General features: G+C 44.8%; 22 protein-coding genes and 1 pseudogene. 16 read left to right on the top strand and 7 right to left on the bottom strand.

Going from position 1 to position 24,886, the window contains the following annotated elements; translation table 11 throughout:
* Positions 1–14: 14 nt before the first annotated feature.
* Complete coding sequence (locus R7M92_RS11315; RefSeq protein ID WP_005386427.1) at positions 15–1,028, bottom strand: ubiquinone anaerobic biosynthesis protein UbiU; 1,014 nt, start codon at positions 1,026–1,028, stop codon at positions 15–17.
* A 133-nt stretch (positions 1,029–1,161) separates the two neighbouring features.
* Complete coding sequence (locus R7M92_RS11310) at positions 1,162–3,201, bottom strand: bifunctional diguanylate cyclase/phosphodiesterase (protein WP_005380112.1); 2,040 nt, start codon at positions 3,199–3,201, stop codon at positions 1,162–1,164.
* Between the two features lie 363 nt (positions 3,202–3,564).
* Here R7M92_RS11310 and R7M92_RS11305 point away from each other — a divergent pair, with 363 nt between their 5' ends.
* Both R7M92_RS11305 and R7M92_RS11300 read left to right on the top strand, forming a co-directional pair.
* A complete protein-coding gene (locus tag R7M92_RS11305) occupies positions 3,565–4,092 on the top strand; it encodes a ubiquinone anaerobic biosynthesis accessory factor UbiT (protein WP_005394645.1) in 528 nt (175 codons plus the stop codon).
* The gene (locus R7M92_RS11300) at positions 4,076–4,579 is read left to right on the top strand and encodes a GNAT family N-acetyltransferase (RefSeq protein WP_213906511.1); all 504 of its coding nucleotides are present in this window, start codon (positions 4,076–4,078) and stop codon (positions 4,577–4,579) included. Before R7M92_RS11305 ends, R7M92_RS11300 begins: the two co-directional genes overlap by 17 nt.
* A 62-nt stretch (positions 4,580–4,641) precedes the next feature.
* Here R7M92_RS11300 and R7M92_RS11295 read toward each other — a convergent pair.
* Positions 4,642–5,087 (bottom strand): annotated as a pseudogene (locus R7M92_RS11295) (hypothetical protein).
* A 159-nt stretch (positions 5,088–5,246) separates the two neighbouring features.
* On the opposite strand from R7M92_RS11295, the gene R7M92_RS11290 reads away from it, so the two are divergent.
* From R7M92_RS11290 to R7M92_RS11265, 6 genes are all read left to right on the top strand, one after another.
* Entirely contained in the window at positions 5,247–5,645 is a 399-nt protein-coding gene (locus tag R7M92_RS11290; protein ID WP_017635885.1) for a DNA polymerase III subunit psi, read from the top strand.
* A gap of 12 nt (positions 5,646–5,657) precedes the next feature.
* On the top strand, positions 5,658–6,113 hold the full coding sequence (gene rimI / locus R7M92_RS11285) for a ribosomal protein S18-alanine N-acetyltransferase (RefSeq protein WP_005380122.1): 456 nt from the start codon (positions 5,658–5,660) through the stop codon (positions 6,111–6,113).
* Between the two features lie 285 nt (positions 6,114–6,398).
* Complete coding sequence (prfC, locus tag R7M92_RS11280; RefSeq protein ID WP_005380123.1) at positions 6,399–7,988, top strand: peptide chain release factor 3; 1,590 nt, start codon at positions 6,399–6,401, stop codon at positions 7,986–7,988.
* A 94-nt stretch (positions 7,989–8,082) separates the two neighbouring features.
* Positions 8,083–8,280, top strand: a complete 198-nt coding sequence (locus tag R7M92_RS11275; RefSeq protein ID WP_005380125.1) for a DUF5363 family protein — start codon at positions 8,083–8,085, stop codon at positions 8,278–8,280.
* Positions 8,267–9,040: a TatD family hydrolase gene (locus tag R7M92_RS11270; RefSeq protein WP_062730461.1), complete on the top strand. Its 774-nt coding sequence runs from the start codon at positions 8,267–8,269 to the stop codon at positions 9,038–9,040. Before R7M92_RS11275 ends, R7M92_RS11270 begins: the two co-directional genes overlap by 14 nt.
* A gap of 204 nt (positions 9,041–9,244) precedes the next feature.
* On the top strand, positions 9,245–10,528 hold the full coding sequence (locus R7M92_RS11265; protein ID WP_005380131.1) for a NupC/NupG family nucleoside CNT transporter: 1,284 nt from the start codon (positions 9,245–9,247) through the stop codon (positions 10,526–10,528).
* Positions 10,529–10,886: 358 nt separating this feature from the next.
* Here R7M92_RS11265 and R7M92_RS11260 read toward each other — a convergent pair whose 3' ends face one another.
* Positions 10,887–11,021: a hypothetical protein gene (locus R7M92_RS11260; RefSeq protein ID WP_005391675.1), complete on the bottom strand. Its 135-nt coding sequence runs from the start codon at positions 11,019–11,021 to the stop codon at positions 10,887–10,889.
* Between the two features lie 90 nt (positions 11,022–11,111).
* On the opposite strand from R7M92_RS11260, the gene deoC reads away from it, so the two are divergent.
* The 4 genes from deoC to deoD all read left to right on the top strand — a co-directional run bounded on the left by deoC (position 11,112) and on the right by deoD (position 15,466).
* Entirely contained in the window at positions 11,112–11,888 is a 777-nt protein-coding gene (gene deoC, locus R7M92_RS11255) for a deoxyribose-phosphate aldolase (RefSeq protein ID WP_005380133.1), read from the top strand.
* A gap of 97 nt (positions 11,889–11,985) precedes the next feature.
* Positions 11,986–13,314, top strand: coding sequence for a thymidine phosphorylase (gene deoA / locus R7M92_RS11250; protein ID WP_025768209.1), 1,329 nt, complete (start codon positions 11,986–11,988; stop codon positions 13,312–13,314).
* 68 nt (positions 13,315–13,382) lie between these two features.
* Positions 13,383–14,603 (top strand): phosphopentomutase, encoded by a 1,221-nt coding sequence (locus tag R7M92_RS11245; RefSeq protein ID WP_005386434.1) that lies wholly within the window; start codon positions 13,383–13,385, stop codon positions 14,601–14,603.
* A 143-nt stretch (positions 14,604–14,746) separates the two neighbouring features.
* A complete protein-coding gene (gene deoD / locus R7M92_RS11240) occupies positions 14,747–15,466 on the top strand; it encodes a purine-nucleoside phosphorylase (RefSeq protein ID WP_005380140.1) in 720 nt (239 codons plus the stop codon).
* 95 nt (positions 15,467–15,561) lie between these two features.
* Here deoD and R7M92_RS11235 read toward each other — a convergent pair whose 3' ends face one another.
* Positions 15,562–16,167: a YtjB family periplasmic protein gene (locus R7M92_RS11235; RefSeq protein ID WP_005391677.1), complete on the bottom strand. Its 606-nt coding sequence runs from the start codon at positions 16,165–16,167 to the stop codon at positions 15,562–15,564.
* Positions 16,168–16,258: 91 nt separating this feature from the next.
* Here R7M92_RS11235 and serB point away from each other — a divergent pair, with 91 nt between their 5' ends.
* The gene (gene serB / locus R7M92_RS11230) at positions 16,259–17,239 is read left to right on the top strand and encodes a phosphoserine phosphatase (RefSeq protein WP_005386439.1); all 981 of its coding nucleotides are present in this window, start codon (positions 16,259–16,261) and stop codon (positions 17,237–17,239) included.
* Positions 17,240–17,302: 63 nt separating this feature from the next.
* Here serB and R7M92_RS11225 read toward each other — a convergent pair whose 3' ends face one another.
* The gene (locus R7M92_RS11225) at positions 17,303–19,651 is read right to left on the bottom strand and encodes a PilZ domain-containing protein (protein WP_065274783.1); all 2,349 of its coding nucleotides are present in this window, start codon (positions 19,649–19,651) and stop codon (positions 17,303–17,305) included.
* A gap of 136 nt (positions 19,652–19,787) precedes the next feature.
* On the opposite strand from R7M92_RS11225, the gene radA reads away from it, so the two are divergent.
* Entirely contained in the window at positions 19,788–21,167 is a 1,380-nt protein-coding gene (gene radA / locus R7M92_RS11220) for a DNA repair protein RadA (protein ID WP_005386443.1), read from the top strand.
* Between the two features lie 215 nt (positions 21,168–21,382).
* Positions 21,383–23,473, top strand: coding sequence for an elongation factor G (fusA, locus tag R7M92_RS11215; RefSeq protein WP_005386444.1), 2,091 nt, complete (start codon positions 21,383–21,385; stop codon positions 23,471–23,473).
* Between the two features lie 118 nt (positions 23,474–23,591).
* Here fusA and R7M92_RS11210 read toward each other — a convergent pair whose 3' ends face one another.
* Positions 23,592–24,539, bottom strand: coding sequence for a LysR substrate-binding domain-containing protein (locus R7M92_RS11210; protein ID WP_170893994.1), 948 nt, complete (start codon positions 24,537–24,539; stop codon positions 23,592–23,594).
* A gap of 97 nt (positions 24,540–24,636) precedes the next feature.
* Here R7M92_RS11210 and R7M92_RS11205 point away from each other — a divergent pair, with 97 nt between their 5' ends.
* Positions 24,637–24,846, top strand: a complete 210-nt coding sequence (locus tag R7M92_RS11205; RefSeq protein ID WP_005380156.1) for a DUF1127 domain-containing protein — start codon at positions 24,637–24,639, stop codon at positions 24,844–24,846.
* The last annotated feature ends 40 nt before the right edge of the window (positions 24,847–24,886 follow it).

Here is a 24,886-nt window from a genome sequence, read left to right as displayed (position 1 = left end):
ATCCATCTTAACCTCTACTGCCATTTGCGGTGATAAGCACCAAGTGTGGTCTGCGTACCTTCAGACACGTTTGCCAATGCGGCATCCCAAGCCGCTTCGACTTGATAAGCTTCTGGGTTTGCTTGGTAACGGTCAATCGCGGCTCGCCATGTTCGAGTGACTTGTTCTACGTAAGCAGGGCTACGTTGGCGACCTTCAATTTTTACAGACGCCACATTTGCAGCAAATAGTTCTGGCAGCATAGAGAGGGTGTTCAAACTGGTTGGTTCTTCCAGTGCGTGGTAGCGTTTTTTCTCGCCTTCGATTTCTGCTTCGAAACGACCTTTACACAAGGTAGGGTAGCCCGCATTTTCACCGGCGCTGTAGCGATCGATCAAAATGTCGTTAAGGCGGGATTCCAGACCATTTTCTGTTTCTTGCCAGCGAACGTACTTAGCTGGAGAGCATGCTCCCACAGTGTTTGGAGACTCGCCTGTCATGTAAGACGATAGGTAGCAGCGACCTTCAGACATGATGCAAAGGCTACCAAAAGCAAAGACTTCTAACTCGACATCGCTAGTGATGTTGCGTGAAAGCTGTTTGACCTGATGAATCGATAAAACGCGAGGTAGCACTACCCGTTTTACGTTGAAGTTTTGTTTGTAAAAATCAATGGCTGCGACATTAGTCGCTGATGCTTGCACTGAAAGGTGTAGTTCCAGATCGGGATATTTGCGAGCCGCGTACTCCAGCACTGCAATGTCTGCAACAATCAGCGCGTCTACACCCAGTGCCGCTGCATTGTCTACTGCGTTCGTCCAGCGCTCGAAGCCATTGGGATGAGCGAAGGTATTCAACGCGACATGAATTTTTTTATTGCGGTCATGAACGTATTGCACCGCTTTTTCTAACTTTTTGCCGTTAAAGTTGAGGCCAGCAAAGTGACGGGCGTTGGTATCATCTTTGAAACCAATGTAGACGGCATCGGCACCGCAATCAATCGCAGTTTTTAACGCAGGCAGGTTACCCGCGGGACACAAGAGTTCCATATGCTCACAATCATTGAGAATAAAAAGGTGTCCGCATTTTATGAAGAATTATGAATAGCGAAATTGACCTAAGTTAGGTTTAGCTCAATAAAGTCGATATTTACCCCTTGCGAGTAAGGGTATCGGGTCGGGGTTAGTTCTTGTGACGACGATTCTGTACAAACAGCTCTTCAATTTCATGTTTTGGCTGCGGGCGATAAAAATGGAATCCTTGAATCGCATTACATTGAAGGTTAGAGAGCAAAGTAGCTTGCTGGTGGGTTTCCACCCCCTCGGCAACGACAGTTAAGTCGAGCGACTTACCCAGATTAATGATGTTTTCAATCACAGTGACTTGTTTCGGTAGTGTGTCGATATCATTAATAAAAGCGCGGTCGATTTTTAGCTCGTCAATAGGGAAACGCGCTAAGTAGGAAAGAGAAGAGTAGCCGGTACCAAAGTCATCGATAGAGAGAGCGAAGCCAAGCTTTTTAATCGCATTCAACATTTGCAGTGTATGTTCGCTATCACTCATCACGGCACTTTCGGTTAGCTCGAAGGTAATGCAGCTTGGATCAAGCTCGGTAGTGCGAAGCAACTTTTCCATAAAGTCGATCAGCTGTGGGTTGCCAAATTGCTCGGGAGAGAGGTTGATGGCGACACGGCCTGGCAGTATGCCTTGTTGCTTCCAACGTTTTACCGTATTGAAAACATCACGCATCACGACACGTCCAAGGTGTTCGATTAACCCAGCGCGCTCGGCGACAGGAATGAATGAGCCAGGACTAATGTACCCTTCGACTGGATGCTTCCAACGAACGAGCGCTTCTGCGCCGTTGATACTGAAGTCTCGCGCGTTAACCTTAGGTTGATACCACACTTCCAAACCGTTCTGCTGCAATGCTTTTTGCAGTTCGATTTCAAGCCACAAACGCATACGCGCTTCTTTGTTCATTTGATCGTTAAATTTGATCAGACGATTTCTACCACGATCTTTGGCTTCATACATCGCAGTATCGGCATTTTGTAGTAGGATTCGTGCATCTTGTCCGTCTTCAGGGTATCGAACGCTACCAATTGAACAGGCAAGGCGTTTGCTGAAGTGGTGCAAGTCGAAAGGTTGGTTGATCAACGAGATAATGCGATCGGACAAAATTTCAGCCATGCGGGTATTTTCTGGCTCCGGCAGAATGACGCCAAACTCATCGCCACCCAAATGACCAATAATCGCTTGGTTTGGTAGTAACCGTTTAAGACGGGCCGATACCTCTTGAATCACTTTATCGCCAATATGGTGACCAAGTGAGTCATTAATGTTTTTGAAGTTATCGATATCCAAATAGAACACCAGAAGCGGTGTTTGCTTTTTGATCAGCTGTTCCAAACGTTTGGTGAAGCCAAAGCGGTTGTAGAGTTTGGTGAGCGAGTCAATGTGTATGTCTTCATTCGATGCAGAAGACAGGTTTTTGGGCGCATCATCAGCATCTTGGATTAGGATAATTTGAGATTCGCTACCTAATATCGCCGTGGAATCCGCGTGTAGCTGAACTTTCCGTTCAAAGCCGCATCTTGCACTGGTTAAGCAGACAAAAGGTTTGTCAGAAATTAATGTACTCAATCGATGACTAAATACCTTTTTACTGTTTTCATCGATGAATAAACGACTTAGCTCTTCGCCCAACAATTCATGAGGAGAGTTAAGTCCGAGAAGGCGCGCTGATGCGGGGTTCGCAGAGATGACAATATCATCTTCGATAAGCAGTAAGCCGTCTGGTAGCAGTTGTGTTAACTTCGCAAACTTACTTTCGGACTCTTCTAAGGAGCGAACGAGTATCTGCTTTTCTGAAGTATCGACAGCGTGAAAAACAACAAAGCGAATGTCGTTACCTTCAAAAACTGGCGAAAGACTAAAGTGAAGACTGGTTTCAAGGTCGGTTTCATCGAGCGTGATTTCGGCTTCGACATGTGCCCCTTTGAACGCGCGCTGATAGTATGGTGCAAGCTTCTTATAAAACTGTTCACCCAGCACTTGGCAATCGTTTAAGCCGACGATTTCCTCATGACTTAAACCTGCGATATCGCAGTAACGGTCACTTACCATTCGATAATTGTGTTTTTTATCAAGAATGGCAAAGAAGAAAGGGCTATTTGAGGTTAGCGTGGCAAACCAATGTTTTAATTGCTGGGAAGGCATTAGGGTATTACCGATCTCCAATGAGCCAGATTATTCGTCCGTGTATAAAAAGCGACACCCTGATAAGCCTGCGGCGGTCTACCACCAAGCTAAAGTGTTACCTGCCATTAAAGGGCTCGCGGTTTTAGCTGTGCAGTCGACAATCACATGGATACGCTCAGATAACTATAACTTTGAAAATACGGTTGTAAAAGTGTTTATCCACCTGTTCGCATCAATAATACACGTAAGTTCAAAAAAAGAAGCGTTAGTGAGCAATAAACCACCAATCTAAAATAAGCACTTTATTGATACATAACAGTAATCTCATCGCCACGATTGCTTAATATAAGCAACCTAATGACAAAGTAACGGATAATGAACGTGTTAAACAAGATTCGCAGTCAACTAGTAAAGAACGCAGCTAATATTTTGCGTTCTCCAGTCCAGTTATTACCACAGCCAATTCAGCAAAAAGCATTGCTGGAAGGGCTAAAAATGGTGTTTAAAGAAGCCTTGGAAGATGGTGACTTTGAGTTCCTTGAAGACAAGTGGTTAAAAGTTGCGATTAAAGACTTGAACTTAGCATGGTACATCAGCTATCAAGACGAAAAATTGGTGGTAGCTGAAAAACCAGTTCAGGAAGATGTGAGTTTTAGTGGTAATCTAAACGACCTAGTACTGATTGCTGGTCGTAAAGAAGACCCTGACACACTGTTCTTCCAACGTCGCCTTTCAATTGAAGGTGATACTGAGCTTGGCTTAGAAGTGAAAAACTTAATGGACAGTGTCGACTTAGAGCAGTTACCGAAAGCAATGCAAGTCGCTTTGAATCAATTGGCTGATTTTGTTCAGAAAGGAGTTCAAGCGCCTGCACAACCAACCGGAGTAGCGAATGCTTATTCGAACTGAAGCCCCAGCGGACATTCTTACCATTGACCGCTTATTGAAACACGCCTTCCCGACGGAAGCTGAAGCTGAGCTTGTGATGCGTTTGCGCGAAAACAGCAAATTCACGCTTTCCTTAGTCGCGTGTACAGATGAGGGAGAGGTGATAGGCCATGCTTTATTTAGCCCTGTGACCTTAAATGGTGAAGATTTGTCATGGCAAGGGCTAGCGCCATTAGCTGTTCATGAAGATTACCGTCGCCAAGGCATCGCTGCAGAGTTGATCAAAGAAGGTTTTGATTCACTGCGTGATTTTGGCTACCCAGTGTGTGTGGTGTTGGGCGATCCTGATTATTACGCGCTCCAGGGTTTTCAATCATGCGACGAGATGGGCTTTGAATGTGCTTGGGATGTCCCTAAAGGTGCATTTCGAGTCGCAGAGTTGGTCGAAGGTCAATGTGCTGGACGCTCCGGACGCATAGACTATGCGCCAGAGTTCTCTGAACTGTAAATGAAAGAAGCCCACGATTAAGTGGGCTTCTTTCTTATTCACTGAAAACTGAGATAGGGAGGTTAGGATGACTGGTTACTTTTCTTTTTGCCCCAGACCTCTATTTTCGCTTTTTTACTTACCCCTAGCAGGCTGAGTTTTGTGCTTCCCCAGCTACTGTAAGTCATTTCAATCTGTTTTAGCTTGGCTTCTTTTGTACCTGGAAGGCTCCAGGCACGAGTCGACAATCCGCTTGTTAGTACGCCCATAGAGGAAAGCTTTTTCTCACTACCATCTGTCATGACGACTTTTAACCATTAATGTCTACCGTTCCTTGCACACATTTTAGTTTTATTTTACTGAAGCTTCGGTTTCGGAATAGGCTATTTGGTGTCACGGTATCTGTTTCTGTATGAAAGTTAACGGTTTTCGTTGCAATCAGCTCCCACTCATCGCTGTTATTAGCAAAAACACTCATGCTGGTGGCGGCTACCAGTGTGCAAAGTAGTAGCGTATTTAAGAATTTCATAATGTACCTCATATGTCATACCTAATGTGTGGCCGTTGGCAAAACGCTATGTTCAGGAATATCCAAATCATCTCATTGTGTTCAGGTGTTCCTTGAAGTCCTTTAGGTATAATCGCGATAATTTGATAGGATTGCCCTCGTTCAAATAGGTGACGGAAAATGTCAATTAACGAGAAACAGTATTTACGTGAAATGGGGATCAGCACATGGGAGCTGGTACACCCTGAAAGACTGGAAGGCTATCAATCGCCATTATTGGATTTGCAAAGTTCATGTAAACTCCTATTGGTATCGCCAATATGTCCAGAAAACGAGACGGCATTGATGTTTGAGCGCGTATTAAAAAGCATTAAGCTCACGCTTGATGATGCGCTACACCTAGAGCCTGAGCGCTTATCCATGCTGGGTGAACATCAGCTAGAGTGGGTGTGGTTTGCAGGCTGTGAGGCTGATAAAAGCATCAAGGCAAAGCACCTGACCTCGCCACTATTACAAGATATTGATGGTAATAACGAACAGCGCCGCGCATTGTGGCAACAAATCTGTTCGTACTCTTAACGGAGCTAATGCGTGACAATTGAAATTACGCCGATGCGTGCAGAGCACCTCGACCAAGTTTGGCAAATCGAGCAGCAAGCACATTCTCACCCTTGGGCTGAATCTTTGGTTCGTGACTTATCCAGTCGCGGTGCTTGCCACCATGTGATGCTGGAAGGCTCTCAAGTGGTTGGTTACTTCTATGGACAGAATATTGTTGGAGAAGTGACACTATTAAATATTGCAGTAGCGCCTTCTCAACAGGGCAGAGGGCTAGGGCAAAAATTGCTGGACGCGTTTATTGAATACTGTGAACAAGCCAAAGCAGAGAGTGCTTGGTTAGAAGTGCGTGAAAGTAATCACCCAGCTATCCATATTTATGAGCAAGCAGGTTTTAATGAAGTGGACCGTCGTTACAACTATTACCCAGCTAAATCGGGAAATGGTAAGGAAGACGCCATTATCATGAGTTACTTATTTTTGAGTTAGTTTTAGGCTGTTACTAATTACCTCATCAACACTTATGCTTTAAATGCGTATCCGGATTCGAGGCTTTTGAATATGTAATAATAATTTTTTGAATTTTTACATCTCTTTGTGTGGAGCTGGCTTTCCCTTGTTAGTTGCAGGTAAAGGCTGGTGAGCCGAGTAAATTCAGTTCATGTCTTTCCAGTTTGCTAGCACAGCGATAATAAGCGAGAATACCGCACAATATCGAATAGTAGATATGCTTGCCTATTTTGTGAGCATGAAAGTAATTTAGAAGATTAACTAATGTCAAATCCCCTTTTTTTAGGCGAAGTGTCTAAGCGCAGAACGTTCGCTATTATTTCTCACCCGGATGCGGGTAAAACCACCATTACTGAAAAAGTCCTTTTATTCGGAAACGCGATCCAAAAAGCAGGTACGGTTAAAGGTCGTGGTAACGCACAGCACGCAAAATCAGACTGGATGGAAATGGAAAAAGAACGTGGTATCTCGGTAACCACTTCTGTAATGCAGTTCCCTTACAATGACTGTCTGGTAAACCTACTTGATACGCCTGGACACGAAGACTTCTCGGAAGATACATACCGTACGTTAACGGCAGTAGACTCGTGTTTGATGGTTATCGATGCGGCGAAAGGTGTCGAGGATCGAACACGTAAGCTGATGGAAGTAACGCGTCTGCGTGACACGCCAATCGTAACCTTCATGAACAAACTTGACCGTGACGTTCGTGATCCAATGGAAGTATTGGACGAGGTAGAAAACGAGTTGGGCATGATGTGTGCGCCAATTACATGGCCAATCGGCTGTGGTAAAGAATTTAAAGGTGTGTACCACATTCACCGTGATGAAACGATTTTATACGAATCAGGTCACGGTCATGAGATTCAAGAAGTTCGAATCATCAAAGGTCTCGATAACCCAGAGCTTGATGAAAAAGTTGGTGCAGGCCTTGCGGAAAGTGTTCGAGAAGAGCTTGAACTTGTGATGGGCGCTTGCCCTGAGTTTGATTTGGAAATGTTCCTAACCGGTGATCTTACGCCAGTTTACTTCGGTACTGCATTAGGTAACTTTGGTGTGGATCATATGCTAGACGGTCTAACTGAATGGGCTCCAGCGCCGAAAACTCGTCAAGCGGTTGAACGTGAAGTCGAAGCGACTGAAGAGAAGTTCTCTGGTTTCGTATTTAAGATCCAAGCGAACATGGACCCAAAACACCGCGACCGTATCGCATTCATGCGTATTGTATCGGGCACTTACACGCAAGGTATGAAGATGAACCACGTTCGTCTTGGCAAGCAAGTGAGTATCTCTGATGCAGTAACCTTTATGGCTGGTGACCGTGCACGTGCAGAACACGCTTACGCCGGTGACATCATTGGTCTACATAACCACGGCACTATTCAGATTGGTGATACCTTTACGCAAGGTGAATCACTGAAGTTCTCTGGTATTCCGAACTTCGCTCCGGAATTATTCCGTCGTATTCGCCTGAAAGATCCACTAAAGCAGAAGCAGCTTCTCAAAGGTTTGGTTCAGCTATCAGAAGAAGGTGCGGTACAGGTATTCCGTCCTCTACAGAACAACGATCTGATCGTTGGTGCCGTTGGTGTACTTCAGTTTGATGTTGTTGTGGCTCGTTTGAAGTCTGAGTATAACGTTGAAGCGATTTATGAAGGCATTAACGTTGCAACTGCGCGTTGGGTTGAGTGTGGTGATGCGAAGAAACTGGATGAGTTCCAACGCAAGAATCAAGCGAACTTAGCATTGGATGGTGGTGATAACCTAACGTATATCGCTCCAACAATGGTTAACTTAAACTTAGCGAAAGAGCGTTTTCCTGACGTTGATTTCCGTGCGACACGTGAGCACTAATTTGCGCGGTTAGGGTAAGCCGTAACGCAAACTAGATTTTAAAACGCCCTTGGCTATAAACTTAGCCAAGGGCGTTTTTATATAAGGATAAGATATGAATTGGTTTAAACGTGGGCTAAAGCGTTACGACAACTGGTGTAAAGAGATGGGGTTAACTCCCGATCAGAAACGCAGTTGTGTCCCATATCGAAAAGACCCTGCCCATCAAACTGAAGAGAAGAGTGAAGCCCAACCATCCTCTGATTTTCTGCCCGCAGATACAGATAAAAAGCGTCAAGATGAAGCTCTTTGATACGCACTGCCACTTTGATTTTGATGTGTTTCAAGATGACTTTGCGCATCAACTTGAGCTTGCTCAAACGCAAGGCGTCGCAAGAATTTTGATTCCTTCCGTCGGTCCGCAAAACTGGGCTCGTATTCAAACTTTGGCAGAGCAACATGCCAATTTGTATTATGCGCTCGGCTTTCATCCGTATTTTCTTGAAGATAACGTTGAGCAGCACCTTACAGAGCTAGAAGGCTATCTAAATCAAAAAGGACCACAGTGCGTAGCAATAGGAGAGTGTGGTTTAGATTTTGCCATTGATGTTTATCCACAGTTGCAAGAAAAGATACTTGAAGTTCAATTTGAGCTGGCTAGACGCTTCGAACTCCCAGTTATTTTACATAGCCGAAAAGCGCACAATCGCCTCATTCAAATGGTGAAATCGGCGAATCTCCCTAGAGGTGGTGTGCTACACGCTTTTTCTGGGAGTTATCAGCAAGCCATGGAGTGGGTCAAATTAGGTTTTTTTATCGGTGTAGGAGGAACGATTACCTACCCAAGAGCCAAGAAAACACGCGACGCAATTCAAAAATTACCACTCGAAAACCTAGTAATCGAAACAGACGCACCAGATATGCCTATACTTGGATATCAAGGGGAGTCAAATCACCCAGCCAAACTCATTCACGTCTTTAATGAGCTTGTAGAGTTGCATAACGGCCGAAAGCAATCGATTGCCTCTCAACTGTGGAAAAATAGCAATTTTGCTTTCTCGATATGTGAATAAAATCTAAAGATGTGGTTTGAAATCGAAAACGTTTTCCTGCTTATTGTGAATTAACTCACAAAGCTGGTTGAATCAATCATGAATCTTATAGGAAAGTGTGAGGCTGGCATTACTTTAATTGATTCTGCATGAGTATAATTGCCCCCGCTTTATAGCTCCATTTTGTAACACGCCAATAAATAACTTATAAGGAAGTCATAAACTATGAGCCTGTTTATGAGCCTAATCGGTATGGTAGTGCTTCTTGCGATTGCAGTGGCATTTTCTAACAACCGAAAAGCTATCAACTTTAGAACTGTGGGTGGCGCATTCGCTATCCAATTCGCATTAGGTGCATTTGTTCTGTATGTACCTTGGGGCCGTGATCTACTAAACGGTTTCTCTTCAGGTGTTTCTAACGTTATCAACTACGGTAACGATGGTTCATCATTCCTGTTCGGTGGTCTTGTTTCTGACAAGATGTTCGAAGTATTCGGCGGCGGCGGTTTCATCTTCGCATTCCGTGTTCTTCCTACACTGATCTTCTTCTCTGCACTGATTTCAGTTCTTTACTACATTGGCGTTATGCAATGGGTTATCAAGATTCTTGGTGGCGCACTACAAAAAGCGCTAGGCACTTCTCGTGCGGAATCAATGTCAGCTGCAGCTAACATTTTCGTAGGTCAAACTGAGGCACCTCTAGTTGTTCGCCCATTCGTTCCAAAAATGACTCAATCAGAGCTATTCGCGGTAATGTGTGGTGGTCTAGCTTCTGTTGCTGGTGGTGTACTAGCTGGTTACGCATCTATGGGTGTTCCACTAGAGTACCTAGTTGCGGCATCATTCATGGCGGCACCAGGTGGTCTACTGTTCGCTAAAATCCTTCACCCTGAGACTGACCAGCCTCACGAAAGTATCGAAGAAGCGATGGACGGCGGTGACGACAAACCAGTTAACGTAATCGACGCAGCTGCGGGCGGTGCGGCTTCTGGTCTACAACTTGCGCTTAACGTAGGTGCAATGCTAATCGCATTCGTTGGTCTAATCGCGCTAATCAACGGTATGCTAGGTGGCATCGGTGGTTGGTTCGGCATGCCAGAACTAACACTAGAGCTAATTCTAGGTTACGCGTTCTCTCCACTAGCATTCCTAATCGGTGTTCCATGGGCAGAAGCTGTAACAGCTGGTTCATTCATCGGTCAGAAAATCGTAGTGAACGAATTCGTTGCTTACTTGAACTTCACACCATACCTAGGTGAAAACGCTCAAGTAATCGCGGCAACTGGTGAAGTAATGTCTGAGAAGACAACAGCTATCATCTCATTCGCACTATGTGGTTTCGCGAACCTTTCTTCTATCGCGATTCTACTTGGTGGTCTAGGTAGCCTTGCACCAAACCGTCGTAGTGACATCGCTCGCATGGGTGTTAAAGCAGTTCTTGCAGGTACGTTGTCTAACCTTATGGCAGCGACAATTGCAGGCTTCTGCTTAAGCCTTGCAGCACTATAATTAGAATCGGTTCTTAATATATAGACGCCGTTTTACATCATGCCCTGTAGCAAGAGATTGCTGCGGGGCATTTTTCGTTTTTCGGGCTCCAAAATTTCATCGGGTGTTTGCCTTAGTCGAGGTATTACGCAGTCAATGGAATAGGGGCTAGGAAATTTTGAGATACAAACCGTTTGCGCTCTATTTGGTGCTACAGTTTTGCGGTGAAACTCTATAATGTATTAATCACAGGATAGTGGTTAAGCTTGATTCTTAATCACGTAATGAATATTACATAATCGATGGGCAAATGAATTGCCCTGCAATATCAGATCTAATAGGCGTTTTGCTTTGTGATGTGATATTAAAGACACCGCAATCATAGATTGTTGTGCCATAGGCCAAACTGGTACTGTGCGGTGACAAGGATAGCAATTGGCATATGATAAATTTTCGCTGTATATGCCGAGTCTTCAGGGAACCAAGTCCGTTCATTAATAGACTGTTTAGCCATTTACTCACATTGTCTCGACTTGTTGATTATAGTTAAAGACGTGATGTAAGGCTGAGTAGTGAATTTTTTGAATATTGTTCGGAGATAGAAATGAGCGATTTAAAAGCAGCAGCGCTACGTGCACTTAAACTTATGGACCTAACTACGTTGAATGACGATGACACTGATGCAAAAGTGATCTCACTATGTCATGACGCGAAAACAGCAGTAGGCAACACAGCTGCAATTTGTATTTACCCTCGCTTTATTCCTATTGCTAAGAAGACACTTCGTGAGCAAGGTACGCCAGAGGTTCGTATTGCAACAGTAACGAACTTCCCACATGGTAACGACGACATTGAAATCGCAGTTGCTGAAACAAAAGCGGCGGTTGCTTACGGTGCAGACGAAGTTGACGTAGTTTTTCCTTACCGCGCGCTAATGGCGGGTGATGAGAAAGTAGGCTTCGAACTAGTTAAGCAATGTAAAGAAGCTTGTGGTGACATTCTTCTTAAAGTGATCATCGAAACAGGTGAACTAAAAGAAGAAGCACTAATCAAGAAAGCATCTCAAATCTGTATTGAAGCAGGTGCTGACTTCATTAAAACTTCAACTGGTAAAGTGCCAGTAAACGCAACACCAGAATACGCTCGCATGATGCTTGAAGTTATTCGCGACATGGGTGTTGCAGAAACTGTTGGTTTCAAACCAGCAGGTGGTGTGCGCACTGCTGAAGACGCAGCTGCATACCTAGCAATGGCTGACGAAATCCTAGGTGACAACTGGGTTGATGCTCGTCACTACCGTTTTGGTGCGTCTAGCCTGCTAACCAACCTACTAAATACATTAGAAGTATCGGACGACGTCGCTGATCCAACAGCGTACTAATTCCAATAATACGTCTGAACGGTAGCACCTAAACGGGTGCTACCAAACCTCTTCTATCCTACTACAACCATGGCTCAAAAGAGCTTGGGAGGCACTAATGTATTTACCACAAGAAATCATTCGTAAAAAACGTGACGGCGAAGTCCTAACCGCCGATGAAATCAACTTCTTTATTCAAGGCGTAGCGAACAACACGGTATCTGAAGGTCAGATTGCGGCGTTTGCTATGACGATTTTCTTTAATGAAATGACCATGGATGAGCGCATCGCCTTAACGTGTGCAATGCGTGATTCGGGCATGGTTATCGACTGGAGCCACATGAATTTCGGTGGTCCAATTGTCGACAAACACTCAACCGGTGGTGTGGGTGACGTAACTTCTTTAATGCTTGGCCCAATGGTGGCAGCGTGTGGCGGTTTCGTACCTATGATCTCTGGCCGCGGTCTTGGTCATACAGGCGGTACGCTGGATAAACTTGAATCTATCCCTGGTTACAACATTACGCCGAGCAACGATGTTTTTGGTCAAGTAACCAAAGACGCTGGTGTGGCGATCATCGGTCAAACTGGTGACCTTGCTCCTGCGGATAAGCGTGTTTACGCGACTCGTGATATTACCGCAACGGTAGACAATATCTCCCTGATTACGGCGTCGATCCTTTCTAAGAAACTGGCGGCGGGTCTGGAATCGCTAGTGATGGACGTAAAAGTGGGTTCAGGTGCATTTATGCCAACTTACGAAGCGTCTGAAGAGCTAGCAAAATCAATCGTTGCGGTAGCAAACGGTGCTGGCACTAAGACTACGGCAATTCTTACGGACATGAACCAAGTATTGGCGTCTTCAGCGGGTAACGCAGTAGAAGTTCGTGAAGCGGTTCGTTTCTTAACAGGTGAATACCGTAACCCTCGTCTACTTGAAGTGACCATGGCTTCATGTGCTGAAATGTTAGTACTTGGCAAGCTTGCTGAGAACACAGAAGACGCACGCGCAAAACTGATGGAAGTGCTGGATAACGGCAAAGCGGCTGAGTGCTTCGGCAAGATGGTTGCCGGCTTAGGCGGCCCTGCGGACTTCGTAGAAAACTACGACAACTACCTAGAAAAAGCAGCAATCATCAAGCCAGTTTACGCAACCGAAACGGGCATTGTCTCTGCAATGGATACACGTGCTATCGGCATGGCTGTGGTTGCTATGGGTGGTGGTCGTCGTGTTGCTACTGATGAAATCGACTACGCAGTTGGTTTCGACGAGTTCATCCGCCTAGGTGAGGTCGCAGACAGTGATAAACCTCTTGCGGTCATCCACGCTCGCACTGAAGAGCAATGGGAAGAAGCAGCAAAAGCACTGCGCAGTGCAATCAAAGTAGGTGGTGAATACACACCAACTCCAGAGGTTTACCGCCAAATTCGTGCAGAAGATATCTAATAGAACAAGTAATTACACAAGGCCTACTCAACCATAATAAAAAGCCGAGTGGGCCTAAGGAACGAGCAATGAAAAGAGCATTTATTTTAGTACTAGACTCATTCGGTATCGGTGCAACTGCCGATGCTAAAGAATTTGGTGATGTAGGTTCAGACACACTAGGTCACATCGCTGACCAATGTGAAAAAGGCTTAGCAGATAACGACAATCGCCAAGGTGCACTTCGCCTTCCAAATCTATCGAAACTTGGTTTGGCAATGGCGCATAAAGAATCGACAGGTCGCTTCGCACCTGGACTAGACGCAGACGCTGAAATCATTGGTGCATACGGTCATGCAGCAGAGCTTTCTTCAGGTAAAGACACGCCGTCTGGTCACTGGGAAATCGCAGGTGTTCCTGTTCTGTTTGACTGGGGTTACTTCACTGACAAAGCAAACAGCTTCCCGAAAGAATTGACTGACCGCATTCTTGAGCGTGCAGGTCTTGACGGTTTCCTAGGTAACTGTCACGCGTCTGGTACTCAAGTTCTTGACGATCTTGGTGAAGAGCACATGAAGACTGGCAAACCAATCTTCTACACCTCTGCGGACTCTGTATTCCAAATCGCATGTCACGAAGAGACTTTCGGTCTAGACCGTCTACTAGAGCTTTGCCAAATCGCACGTGAAGAGCTAGAAGATTACAACATTGGTCGTGTTATCGCGCGTCCATTTGTTGGTGCTGGTAAAGGTCAATTTGAGCGTACCGGTAACCGTCGTGACCTTTCTGTTGAGCCACCATCAGCAACGGTTCTACAGAAACTTGTTGAAGAGAAGCAAGGCAACGTGGTTTCTATTGGTAAGATTGCTGATATCTACGCAAACTGCGGCATCACTAAGAAAGTGAAAGCGACAGGTATCCCTGCATTGTTCGAAGCAACGCTAGAGCAAATCAAAGAAGCGGGCGACAACACGATCGTATTCACTAACTTTGTAGACTTCGACTCAGCTTACGGTCACCGTCGTGACGTAGCGGGTTACGCAGCGGCACTTGAGTACTTCGATGGTCGTATCAACGAAGTGCTAGAGATTATGGAAGAAGACGATGTGCTTATCCTAACGGCAGACCACGGCTGTGACCCAACATGGCCAGGCACTGACCATACTCGTGAGCACATCCCAGTATTGGTTTATGGTCAAAAAGTACCAGCTGGTTCTCTTGGCCGCCGCGAAACATTCGCAGATATCGGTCAAACATTGGCAAGTTACTTCGGTACTTCTCCAATGGATTACGGTAAGAACTTCCTATAATTAGTTAGGTTTTTGAAAACTAGGAGCTTGATTGCTCCTAGTTTTATGTTTGCAGTATGTAAATGCTGCTTGTCGGAAATGAGAATACTCTGGCTTATATCGCCTTAAGCGCGGAGCGCTAGAGAAAGGTTAAGGAAAAGAAAATGGCAACTCCACATATCAATGCTGAAATGGGTGCATTTGCAGACGTCGTACTGATGCCTGGTGATCCACTACGTGCAAAATACATCGCAGAGACTTTCCTTGAAGATGTCGTTCAAGTGTGTGACGTTCGTAATATGTTTGGTTACACAGGCACATACAAAGGCCGTAAGATCTCGGTAATGGGCCACGGTATGGGTATCCCATCATGCTCGATTTACGCGACTGAACTAATCAAAGACTTCGGCGTGAAGAAAATCATCCGTGTTGGCAGCTGTGGCGCAGTGAATGAAGACATCAAAGTGCGTGATGTTGTGATCGGCATGGGTGCATGTACTGACTCTAAAGTGAACCGTATCCGCTTTAAAGGTCATGACTTCGCGGCAATCGCAGACTACAACATGGTTCGTGCGGCAGAAGACGCTGCAAAAGCTCGCGGTATTGACGTTAAAGTTGGTAACCTATTCTCAGCAGAGCTTTTCTACACGCCAGATCCAGAAATGTTCGATGTAATGGACAAGTACGGCATTGTTGGTGTTGAAATGGAAGCGGCTGGTATTTACGGTGTTGCGGCAGAATACGGTGCAAAAGCTCTGACAATCTGTACGGTTTCTGATCATATCAAGACTGGCGAACAGACTACATCTGACGAGCGTCAAACGACATTCAACGACATGATGCTAATCGCACTAGATTCAGTATTGCTTGGTGACGAAGAGTAAGCGACGAAGAGTCATTCTATTTTTCGCTCTCAAGAGCTAAAAAAACAGCCCGCACATTGCGGGCTGTTTTTATATGAGTTGTTAGCGCTACCTAGTTACTTGGTTAGCAGCAGGTTTGGCGCTTTTTTACGACGTATCGGTTGTCGACGTAAAATCAAGATGAACAACATACCACAGACAAAGCTCATTAAGACCATCATGTACATATAACGATCGCTCTTGCGATAGTGGTGGTCAGAAATAGCCGTCACCCGGCCCGTCTCAAAGGTCACGCGAACAAAACCGATAAGCGCACCATCTGCAAAAACTGGTTCAACCAACTGCTGGCGACCAATGGAAGCTGTTGCCAAAGGCGTATCTAGGCCAAGAACTTCGCGTACCGATAATGCCTCTTCACTAGACGCTAAACGTACACCCTGTGCATCGTAGATTGTTGCATCAAACACTAAACGGTCTTGTGCTAGTTGGTTTGTTAGCTGAAGTAATCGTTCTTGATCTTTAGTTAAAATCATCTCACTGGCAGAAAGAGACGCTTGTGAAATCAAAACTTTGGTGAGTGTTTCAAGCTGTTGTGCTTGAATTTTCTCATTACCCTTACTGATCACAACACTGTTTTTTATTGTGATAAACAACATCACACACAGTAGGATTAGTGCCAGAATTCTTAGGGCATTCCTTACTGAGAACAAAGATTCACTCATGCTCTTTACTCATCCATTTAAAATAAAACAAAGACTTGCCTTTTTAGTTTGTTGAGGTAACGTTTTAGCAAAGTCATAAGGGATTATATACATGGACGCGTCAAAAAGCTTGCCTATCAGAAAACATACGACACTTTTAAAACGATTACCCGAGACTCGATTTGCCTCCCAATTAGATAAAGCAAAAGCAAACTGGATCGTATTTGCTGAGTACCTTTCGCCAAGTCACTTCGAAGACATTGATTTCTTCACCGGCTTTTACAACCCGATACTAGAAACGTGGAAAGTTGGCCAATATGAAGTAGCCCTGATGGCCGGAGAGTTGACTCCTCAACATGAAACGATCTTACAAAGTCTCAACCTAGATTACGCCTCGCTTAATGAAGTGCCCGATCTATCAACCCAAGGGTTGATTGTATTTGATATGGATTCAACGGCGATCCAGATAGAGTGTATTGATGAAATCGCGAAACTGGCAGGAGTAGGGGATGAGGTAGCGGAAGTCACTGAACGTGCCATGCAAGGTGAGCTGGATTTTGAGCAAAGTTTACGTCAGCGAGTTGGTAAGCTCAAAGGTGCCGATGAATCAATTCTTGAACAAGTTCGTTCCCAGTTACCATTCATGCCGGACTTTGAAGCGCTAATTGCGACGTTGAAAGCCTTGGGCTGGAAAACAGCGATTGCTTCCGGTGGTTTTACTTACTTCTCTGATTACATCAAAGATAAAGTCGACCTAGATTTTGCTCGCTCCAATCAATTAGAAATTATTGACGGCAAACTCACGGGTAACGTACTTGGTGATGTGGTAACGGCGCAGATGAAGTCAGACATTCTAGTGGAATTGGCGGATGAATATGAAATTGAGCAGCACAACACGGTTGCTGTCGGTGATGGCGCTAATGATCTTGTGATGATGTCGGTGGCAGGATTAGGGATTGCGTATCACGCAAAACCAAAAGTGGAAGCTCAAGCGCAATCTGCGATTCGCTTTGCTGGGTTGGGCGGTGTGCTCTGTATTTTATCTGGCGCATTGGTGAAGCAGCAAAAGGTCAGCTGGAAAGCTAAACCTTAACCACCCATTCAAAAACACCGCCAGAAAGGCGGTGTTTTTTTTCAATTTGGTATGACTTTGAATTTACTCGGTTAACTCCAATCTAATTACAACCTCTTCAGTAATGTCTTCAAATTCACTGTAACCAACGAGCGCCGTCAACTCTTTTTCTAACTTGCTTGCTTGATGTACACCAAATTGGGTTAAGTCACTTAAATCTTGTTGCAGTAATGATGTCATCGGATCGAAAATTGGCGCAGTAGAAAGGCGAAGCACGTAAAAGTCACCCATCATTCGCGCTTTCTTTATAAATTGAATCCGCTCTTTTACGCTGTTGAACTCTTGATGAAGCTTTGACTCAATACCTGTAATTTTATTGCCTACTTTTGCGGCGCTTATGTAGATATCCTGATGTCTGGCTTGAGCACCTTCTACACGTTTTATTGGCTCTGCGATTAATGTGCTTGTCCGGCCTTTAAAGATAGGTTCAAGTGACAACAGTTGGTCATGCCCAAGACGGGCAAAAAGCTCAATGTGTTTAGGTAGCGGCAAGTTCACCCCGATAACGGGGGTTTTTATTGAAGATGACGTACTCTTACTGATAAAAATGGGCGTGCTCAGCGTACGCGAGAGCAACATGCAGTGCAGCCTTTCAAGTAGAGCATTACTTGGTAGCGTCTCTTTTTGCGGGATTAGCTTGTCTTGATTGTGCTCGATAATACTGTTGAAAAAAGCGATTACCTTCATGGTTTGGCTGCTTTCATCAATAACTAGCTGCACGCTACAACCATCTGGGCTTACACGAATTACTCGATATGGCACCGACATTAACGGCAATTTTTTATCGTAGAGTTGTAATTCTCGAAAGTTGATTCTTACCTCTTGCCCAGAACGTAACATCGTGGGCTCACTTAGCCTAATTCCGAGTCCTCGTTTGGAAAGGTCAACAGTACAGCCGCCTGTTTTAGTTTGTCCTGAGTACAACTCTAAAGGTGTTTTAAAACGATAACGAGGCTCTTTACGACGAGACTTTGCATCAAAATAAATGCCCTTTGGATTGCCGATAACTCTTCTCGGATGACGAAACGCGTTTAACGTATTAGCGGGTAAGCGCGGCTTTTCAGTTAGCAGGTAATCCTGCCCTGATTTTTCGTCAGCAATTTCTTGCAAAATACCAATATGAGTCAGTGATTGAGACGTTTCTGCCAACTCTGGAGAGAATGCTGCTAGGTCTTCCTGTTCTTGCTCTGATAGTTCAAAGATTGAAATTCTAAAGGCGCGCCAACTCTCTCGTTTGCCACCTAAATGCCAAAATAGCTGGCGCTGTTCGCGAGTTGCTTCTGGGCGAAACATCGAATAGAAATAGGTTCGATTCTCGTGCTCGTGAGTAAATGAATAAAGGACATTGGTTGTTCCTTTAACACCAGGCTTAATGAGTGACGCGATGCGTTGCTCGTTGAATAAGGAACCAAACATTTGCTGGTTTCTCTCATCGTGCCAGTATTGCCAAAGCTTTTGATTGTTTGGCGTTAACATTGCTAATTTTAGGTCACTACCATCAAAGAATAGAGGCAAGCTGCTGGTGTGCTTTAGTGCGATGTGCTCATAACCGCGAGTTCGAGCTCGAATAATCTTGTCTTGATTGTCGTGACGAGCCCTTTTAGCAGCACTGTTGAGCGCTTCATCTATCACTTTGGTGACGACATTGGTATCAGTTAAGCGTATGGTTCTGAGGTATCGAACTGAGTCATTTTCGTAACAGTCATCAACCGCGAGTATGCGGTATGCAAGCGGTTTCTCTATACCTGCAACGTTAGATTTGCTGGCAAATTCAGTAAACGTGACCTGAATAATTTCCCCAAGGTTATATTTAAATGCGCTAGGGACTTTGAACTTTGCGCCAGAGCTAGATAAATCAATGCTTAATCCATGAAGAAGCTGTCCTTTAGAACGGCAAATTTCAACTTGAGATTGGACTTTCAAGCGTTTTTCTTGGCGCTTTAAATCGTAGCCTAGGTGAACGGGTTCTGCTAAGAACGGGCTTTTAGGATCCGTTAACGATTGCGTTTTTTGCTGAGTAAGGCGCTTGCTCATTACGCGAAAGTTATTTCGCGTGTTGACCAATGCTTCCCACATTCCTTCCGTGTAGCAGCCAAACTTTTTGATGTTTTTATGGTAAGCGTTGAAAGCAACATCATCCAACCAATGTGGAATACCATCCAAAATATACTCGCGACATTCGCCTTGAACGCGACCTCGCAAATCAATGCTTTTTTTGCATGGAGCCATTAAGCGGTTAAGTTCCATTTTAACCAAAATTTTGGCCGAAGGCGGCTCTTCCTCGGTCAGTTGGCCAAGGACAAAGTCAAAGTCATTCGTACCGTAAACGGGAATGAGTCGTTCTGCGAGCGAGAGAATTTCAGATTGCTGCATTATTTCTGTTAGAGTATGTCGTTACTTTAAATTGTATCGGCTAAGCGAAGTAATACTTAAGTATATCAATAGTTCATTTCAGTTCAGGTCTGACTTGGCTGTGCTTAGTCACATTTGTAGAAAAAATTGAGGCATCATGGCGAAAGCAAAACGAGCGTATGTTTGTAATGATTGTGGCGCGGACTTTCCCCGTTGGCAGGGGCAGTGTAACGCATGTGGTGCATGGAATACGATAACAGAAGTACGTATCGCTGCATCGCCAACCGTTGCTCGCAATGAACGCTTAAGCGGCTACGCTGGTTCCGCAACAGAAGCTACGGTTCAAACGCTATCCGAAATTGATCTGCAAGAAGTACCTCGCTTCACCAGTGGGTTTAAAGAGCTTGACCGTGTGTTGGGTGGTGGGGTTGTGCCAGGTGCCGCAATTTTGATTGGTGGTAACCCTGGTGCAGGTAAATCAACACTTCTGTTGCAAACCATGTGTAGTTTATCTGCGCAAATGCCAACGCTTTACGTAACCGGTGAAGAGTCGTTACAGCAGGTGGCAATGCGTGCTTCCCGATTGGGCTTGCCGAAAGATCATTTAAAAATGCTATCGGAAACGAACGTCGACAAAATTTGCCAAATCGCCGAAAAAGAGCAGCCTCGTATAATGGTAATAGACTCGATTCAGGTGATGCACGTTTCTGATGTTCAATCGTCGCCTGGCAGTGTTGCTCAGGTACGTGAATCTGCGACGGCTCTGACACGATACGCAAAACAGAATAATGTTGCGGTATTTATTGTTGGTCACGTAACAAAAGATGGTACCCTTGCGGGCCCCAAAGTTCTTGAACACATTATCGACTGTTCGGTACTACTCGATGGTGGAACGGATAGCCGATTCCGCACTTTGCGTAGTCATAAAAACCGTTTTGGCGCTGTGAATGAGCTTGGTGTCTTTGCAATGACAGGCCAAGGATTGAAAGAAGTGAGTAACCCATCAGCGATCTTCCTTTCTCGTGGTGAAGAAGAAACATCAGGCTCTTCCGTCATGGTTGTTTGGGAAGGCACGCGCCCTCTACTAGTAGAGATTCAAGCGCTGGTGGATTACTCGCAGTTAGCCAACCCTCGTCGTGTTGCGGTCGGCTTGGAGCAGAACCGCCTATCACTTTTGCTCGCTGTATTGCATAAGCATGGTGGCTTACAAATGGCAGACCAAGATGTCTTTGTTAATGTGGTTGGCGGTGTTAAGGTGACGGAGACGAGCGCTGATCTTGCTTTAGTTATGGCGCTTTTATCGAGTTTTCGTGACCGTCCACTCCCTAAAGATGTGGTGATTTTTGGTGAGGTAGGGCTTGCGGGCGAAATCCGTCCTGTGCCAAGTGGGCAAGAGCGTTTGAATGAAGCGTTCAAACATGGTTTCAAGAAAGCCATCGTGCCAGCAGCCAACATGCCGAAAGGTGGCATCCCTGGCATGCAAATTCACGGCGTTAAGAAATTGTCGGAAGCTATAGAGGCTTTTGACGAGCTGTAATGCTCATAAGAATGGTATTTGTGCAATCACAAACTGTTCTATCCGTCCTCAATAAAATGCGAATAAAGTACATAAATTGCTGTGTTTGACTATGCTTTGGGGACGGAAATTTCACGTTAAAATTTTTTTTCTTCCATCCGCACGCAAGGGTATCAGTATTGACAGAATGTGATATACTCTGCGCGCACTTTATACCTTATTAACAGAGTAAGACAATGACTGATTTATCAAAATACAGAAACATTGGTATTTTTGCTCACGTAGACGCGGGTAAAACTACCTCTACAGAGCGTATCCTAAAGCTAACTGGTAAGATCCATAAGATCGGTGACACTCACGACGGTTCAACTACTACTGACTTCATGGAGCAGGAAGCTGAGCGTGGTATCACAATCCAGTCTGCAGCAACAACTTGTTTCTGGAACGATCACCGTCTAAACATCATCGATACTCCTGGACACGTTGACTTCACTATCGAAGTTTACCGTTCTCTAAAAGTACTTGACGGTGGTATCGGTGTATTCTGTGGTTCTGGTGGTGTTGAGCCTCAGTCAGAAACTAACTGGCGTTACGCTGACGAATCACACGTATCACGTCTGATCTTCGTTAACAAACTAGACCGTATGGGCGCAGATTTCTACAAAGTTGTAGATCAAGTACAGAACGTACTAGGTGCTACACCTCTAGTTATGACTCTACCTATCGGTATCGAAGAAGATTTCGTAGGTGTTGTAGACGTACTAAGCCAACAAGCTTACGTATGGGATGAGTCTGGCCAACCAGAGAACTACGAAGTTCAAGATATTCCAGCAGACATGGTAGAGAAAGCTGCTGAATACCGTGAAATGCTAATCGAAACTGCTCTAGAGCAAGACGAAGATCTAATGATGGCTTACCTAGAAGAAGGCGAAGAGCCATCTCTAGAAGACATCAAACGTTGTATCCGTAAAGGTACTCGTGATCTAGCATTCTTCCCAACTTACTGTGGTTCAGCGTACAAGAACAAAGGTATCCAACTTATTCTTGACGCGGTAATTGATTACCTACCATCTCCAACAGAAGTTGATCCACAGCCTCTAACTGATTCAGAGACTGGTGAGCCAACTGGTGAAGTTGCGACTGTATCTGCAGACGAGCCACTACGTGCTCTTGCATTTAAGATTATGGATGACCGCTTCGGTGCTCTAACCTTTATCCGCATCTACTCTGGTAAGATGAAGAAAGGTGACACAATCCTTAACTCTGCAACTGGTAAAACAGAGCGTATCGGCCGTATGGTTGAGATGCACGCGGACGAGCGTAACGAGATCGATTCAGCACAAGCTGGTGACATCATCGCTGTAGTTGGTATGAAGAACGTTCAAACTGGTCACACTCTATGTGATCCTAAGCACGAATGTACTCTTGAGCCAATGATCTTCCCAGATCCAGTAATCTCTATCGCAGTTAAGCCTAAAGATAAAGGCGGTTCTGAGAAGATGGGTATCGCGATCGGTAAAATGGTTGCAGAAGATCCATCATTCCAAGTTGAGACTGATGAAGATTCAGGCGAAACTATCCTGAAAGGTATGGGTGAACTTCACCTAGACATCAAGGTAGATATCCTTAAGCGTACTTACGGCGTTGAGCTAGAAGTTGGTGCTCCACAGGTTGCTTACCGTGAAACTATCACTCAAGCAATCGAAGATAGCTACACGCACAAGAAACAGTCTGGTGGTTCTGGTCAGTTCGGTAAGATCGATTACCGCATCAAACCAGGTGAGCCAAACTCTGGCTTCACGTTCAAATCAACAGTTGTTGGTGGTAACGTACCTAAAGAATTCTGGCCTGCAGTTGAGAAAGGCTTTGCGTCAATGATGGAGCACGGTGTTCTAGCTGGCTTCCCTACTCTAGACGTTGAAGTTGAACTATTCGACGGTGGTTTCCACGCAGTTGACTCTTCAGCTATCGCTTACGAAATCGCAGCGAAAGGTGCATTCCGTCAGTCTATGCCTAAAGCTGGCGCGCAACTTCTTGAGCCAATCATGAAAGTTGACGTGTTCACTCCAGAAGATCACGTTGGTGACGTAATCGGTGACCTTAACCGTCGTCGTGGTATGATCAAAGACCAACAAGCAGCGTCTACTGGCGTACGTATCAAGGGTGATGTACCTCTATCAGAAATGTTTGGTTACATCGGTACTCTACGTACTATGACTTCTGGTCGTGGTCAGTTCTCTATGGAGTTCTCACACTACGCACCATGTCCAACAAACGTTGCAGAGCAAGTAATTGCTGACGTTAAAGAGCGTAACGCTAAGAAGTAATTCTTAAGTTAACTCTATAACTTGAAAGCCCCGCTTAGTGCGGGGCTTTTTGTATCTAGCAGCCTTATACGCAGAGCGTTTTTGTTTTATTCCTATTTAGCGTTTGTTTTGACGATTGTTATGATGCCGTTCTAGTGCTGTTGCCTTTTAGATCAATGGTCCTAAAGTCTGGTACCACTGACTTTTCAAATATTTCTATTTCTTCCTTCAACCATTGCGCAAACAATTGAGCTTTAGGTCTTTTTAAGTAGCCTTTTGGCGCGCATAAGTAATACGCAAAATTGGGCTTGATGGCGATATCTCCAATTCGGACCAATTTGCCAGAACGAAAATATTGATGAGCTAAACTGTGTTTTACCAATGCGACGCCTTGAAGTGATAGTGCAGCCTCAAGCACGAGATGTGATCCACTGTATTTTAAGGTAGGCTTTGCTGCGCAGTGACCCAAGGTTGCTAACCACATATTCCAATCAAGATCAGGCCAAACATCTTCAATCAGCTCAGCTTTGCTTAAATCCTCGATGTTATAGATCCCGTGCTCTTTCTGATACACCGGATGACAAGCAGGATAAAAAGCTTCGTCCATCAGCCATTGTGATTCTAAATTGGGATATTTTCCTAAACCGTAACGAACACATAAATCTATCTGGCTATCTTGAAAAGACACCAAATCATTGGTTGGTTCTAATAGCAAGGCGATATCAGGGTGACGCTGGCGAAAAGCCGTAATCTTCGGGACCAACCAATGATGAGCGAAAGAGGGGAGTGTTGATATCGAAAGGTGGTTCGGGTTTGGATCTTGATTGACTAATCTAACCCCTTGCTGCAAATGAGCAAACCCTCTTTCTGCCTGAGTAAACAGTAGCTCTCCCTCAGGTGTGAGCACGATTTTTCTGTGCTGACGAACAAATAGGTCCGTGCCTAAGAACTCTTCTAAATGACGAATTTGCTGACTAATGGCCGCTGGCGTAACAAACAGTTCTTTTGCTGCCGTTTTAAAGCTTCCTTCCTTTGCTGCAACGAAAAAGTAATACAAGCCCTGTAAGGGAGGCATTCGATCTTTCACATTAGTTTTCCTTAACTCTATGGCAGATTCTATCGTTTGAGGATATCAGCGTAGTCGCTGATTATTAAGTGGTCAACATTGTATAGGAATCTCTGAAATGGAAAACATGACACACACTTGTGAGCGTACTATACCTACTGCCCATCAGAGCGGGTTACAGTTAATTTATTCTAAACTGGCGGCTTGGAGAAGGAACTATAAGACACGTCGTCACTTGAGAGAGTTACCAAAGCACCTTTGGGACGATATTGGATTAGGTGAAAGGGAGATTAGTTGTGAAGTGAGTAAGCCATTCTGGAGAGAGTAGTTTATGAGTTTGATTCAAGCTCAAAGTTAAGTTGCACTCC

The sequence above is a fragment of the Vibrio sp. Vb2880 genome (assembly GCF_033337975.1).
In the GTDB taxonomy this organism is placed as follows: Bacteria; Pseudomonadota; Gammaproteobacteria; order Enterobacterales; family Vibrionaceae; genus Vibrio; species Vibrio alginolyticus.
This window is presented reverse-complemented; position numbering and strand designations above follow the sequence as displayed.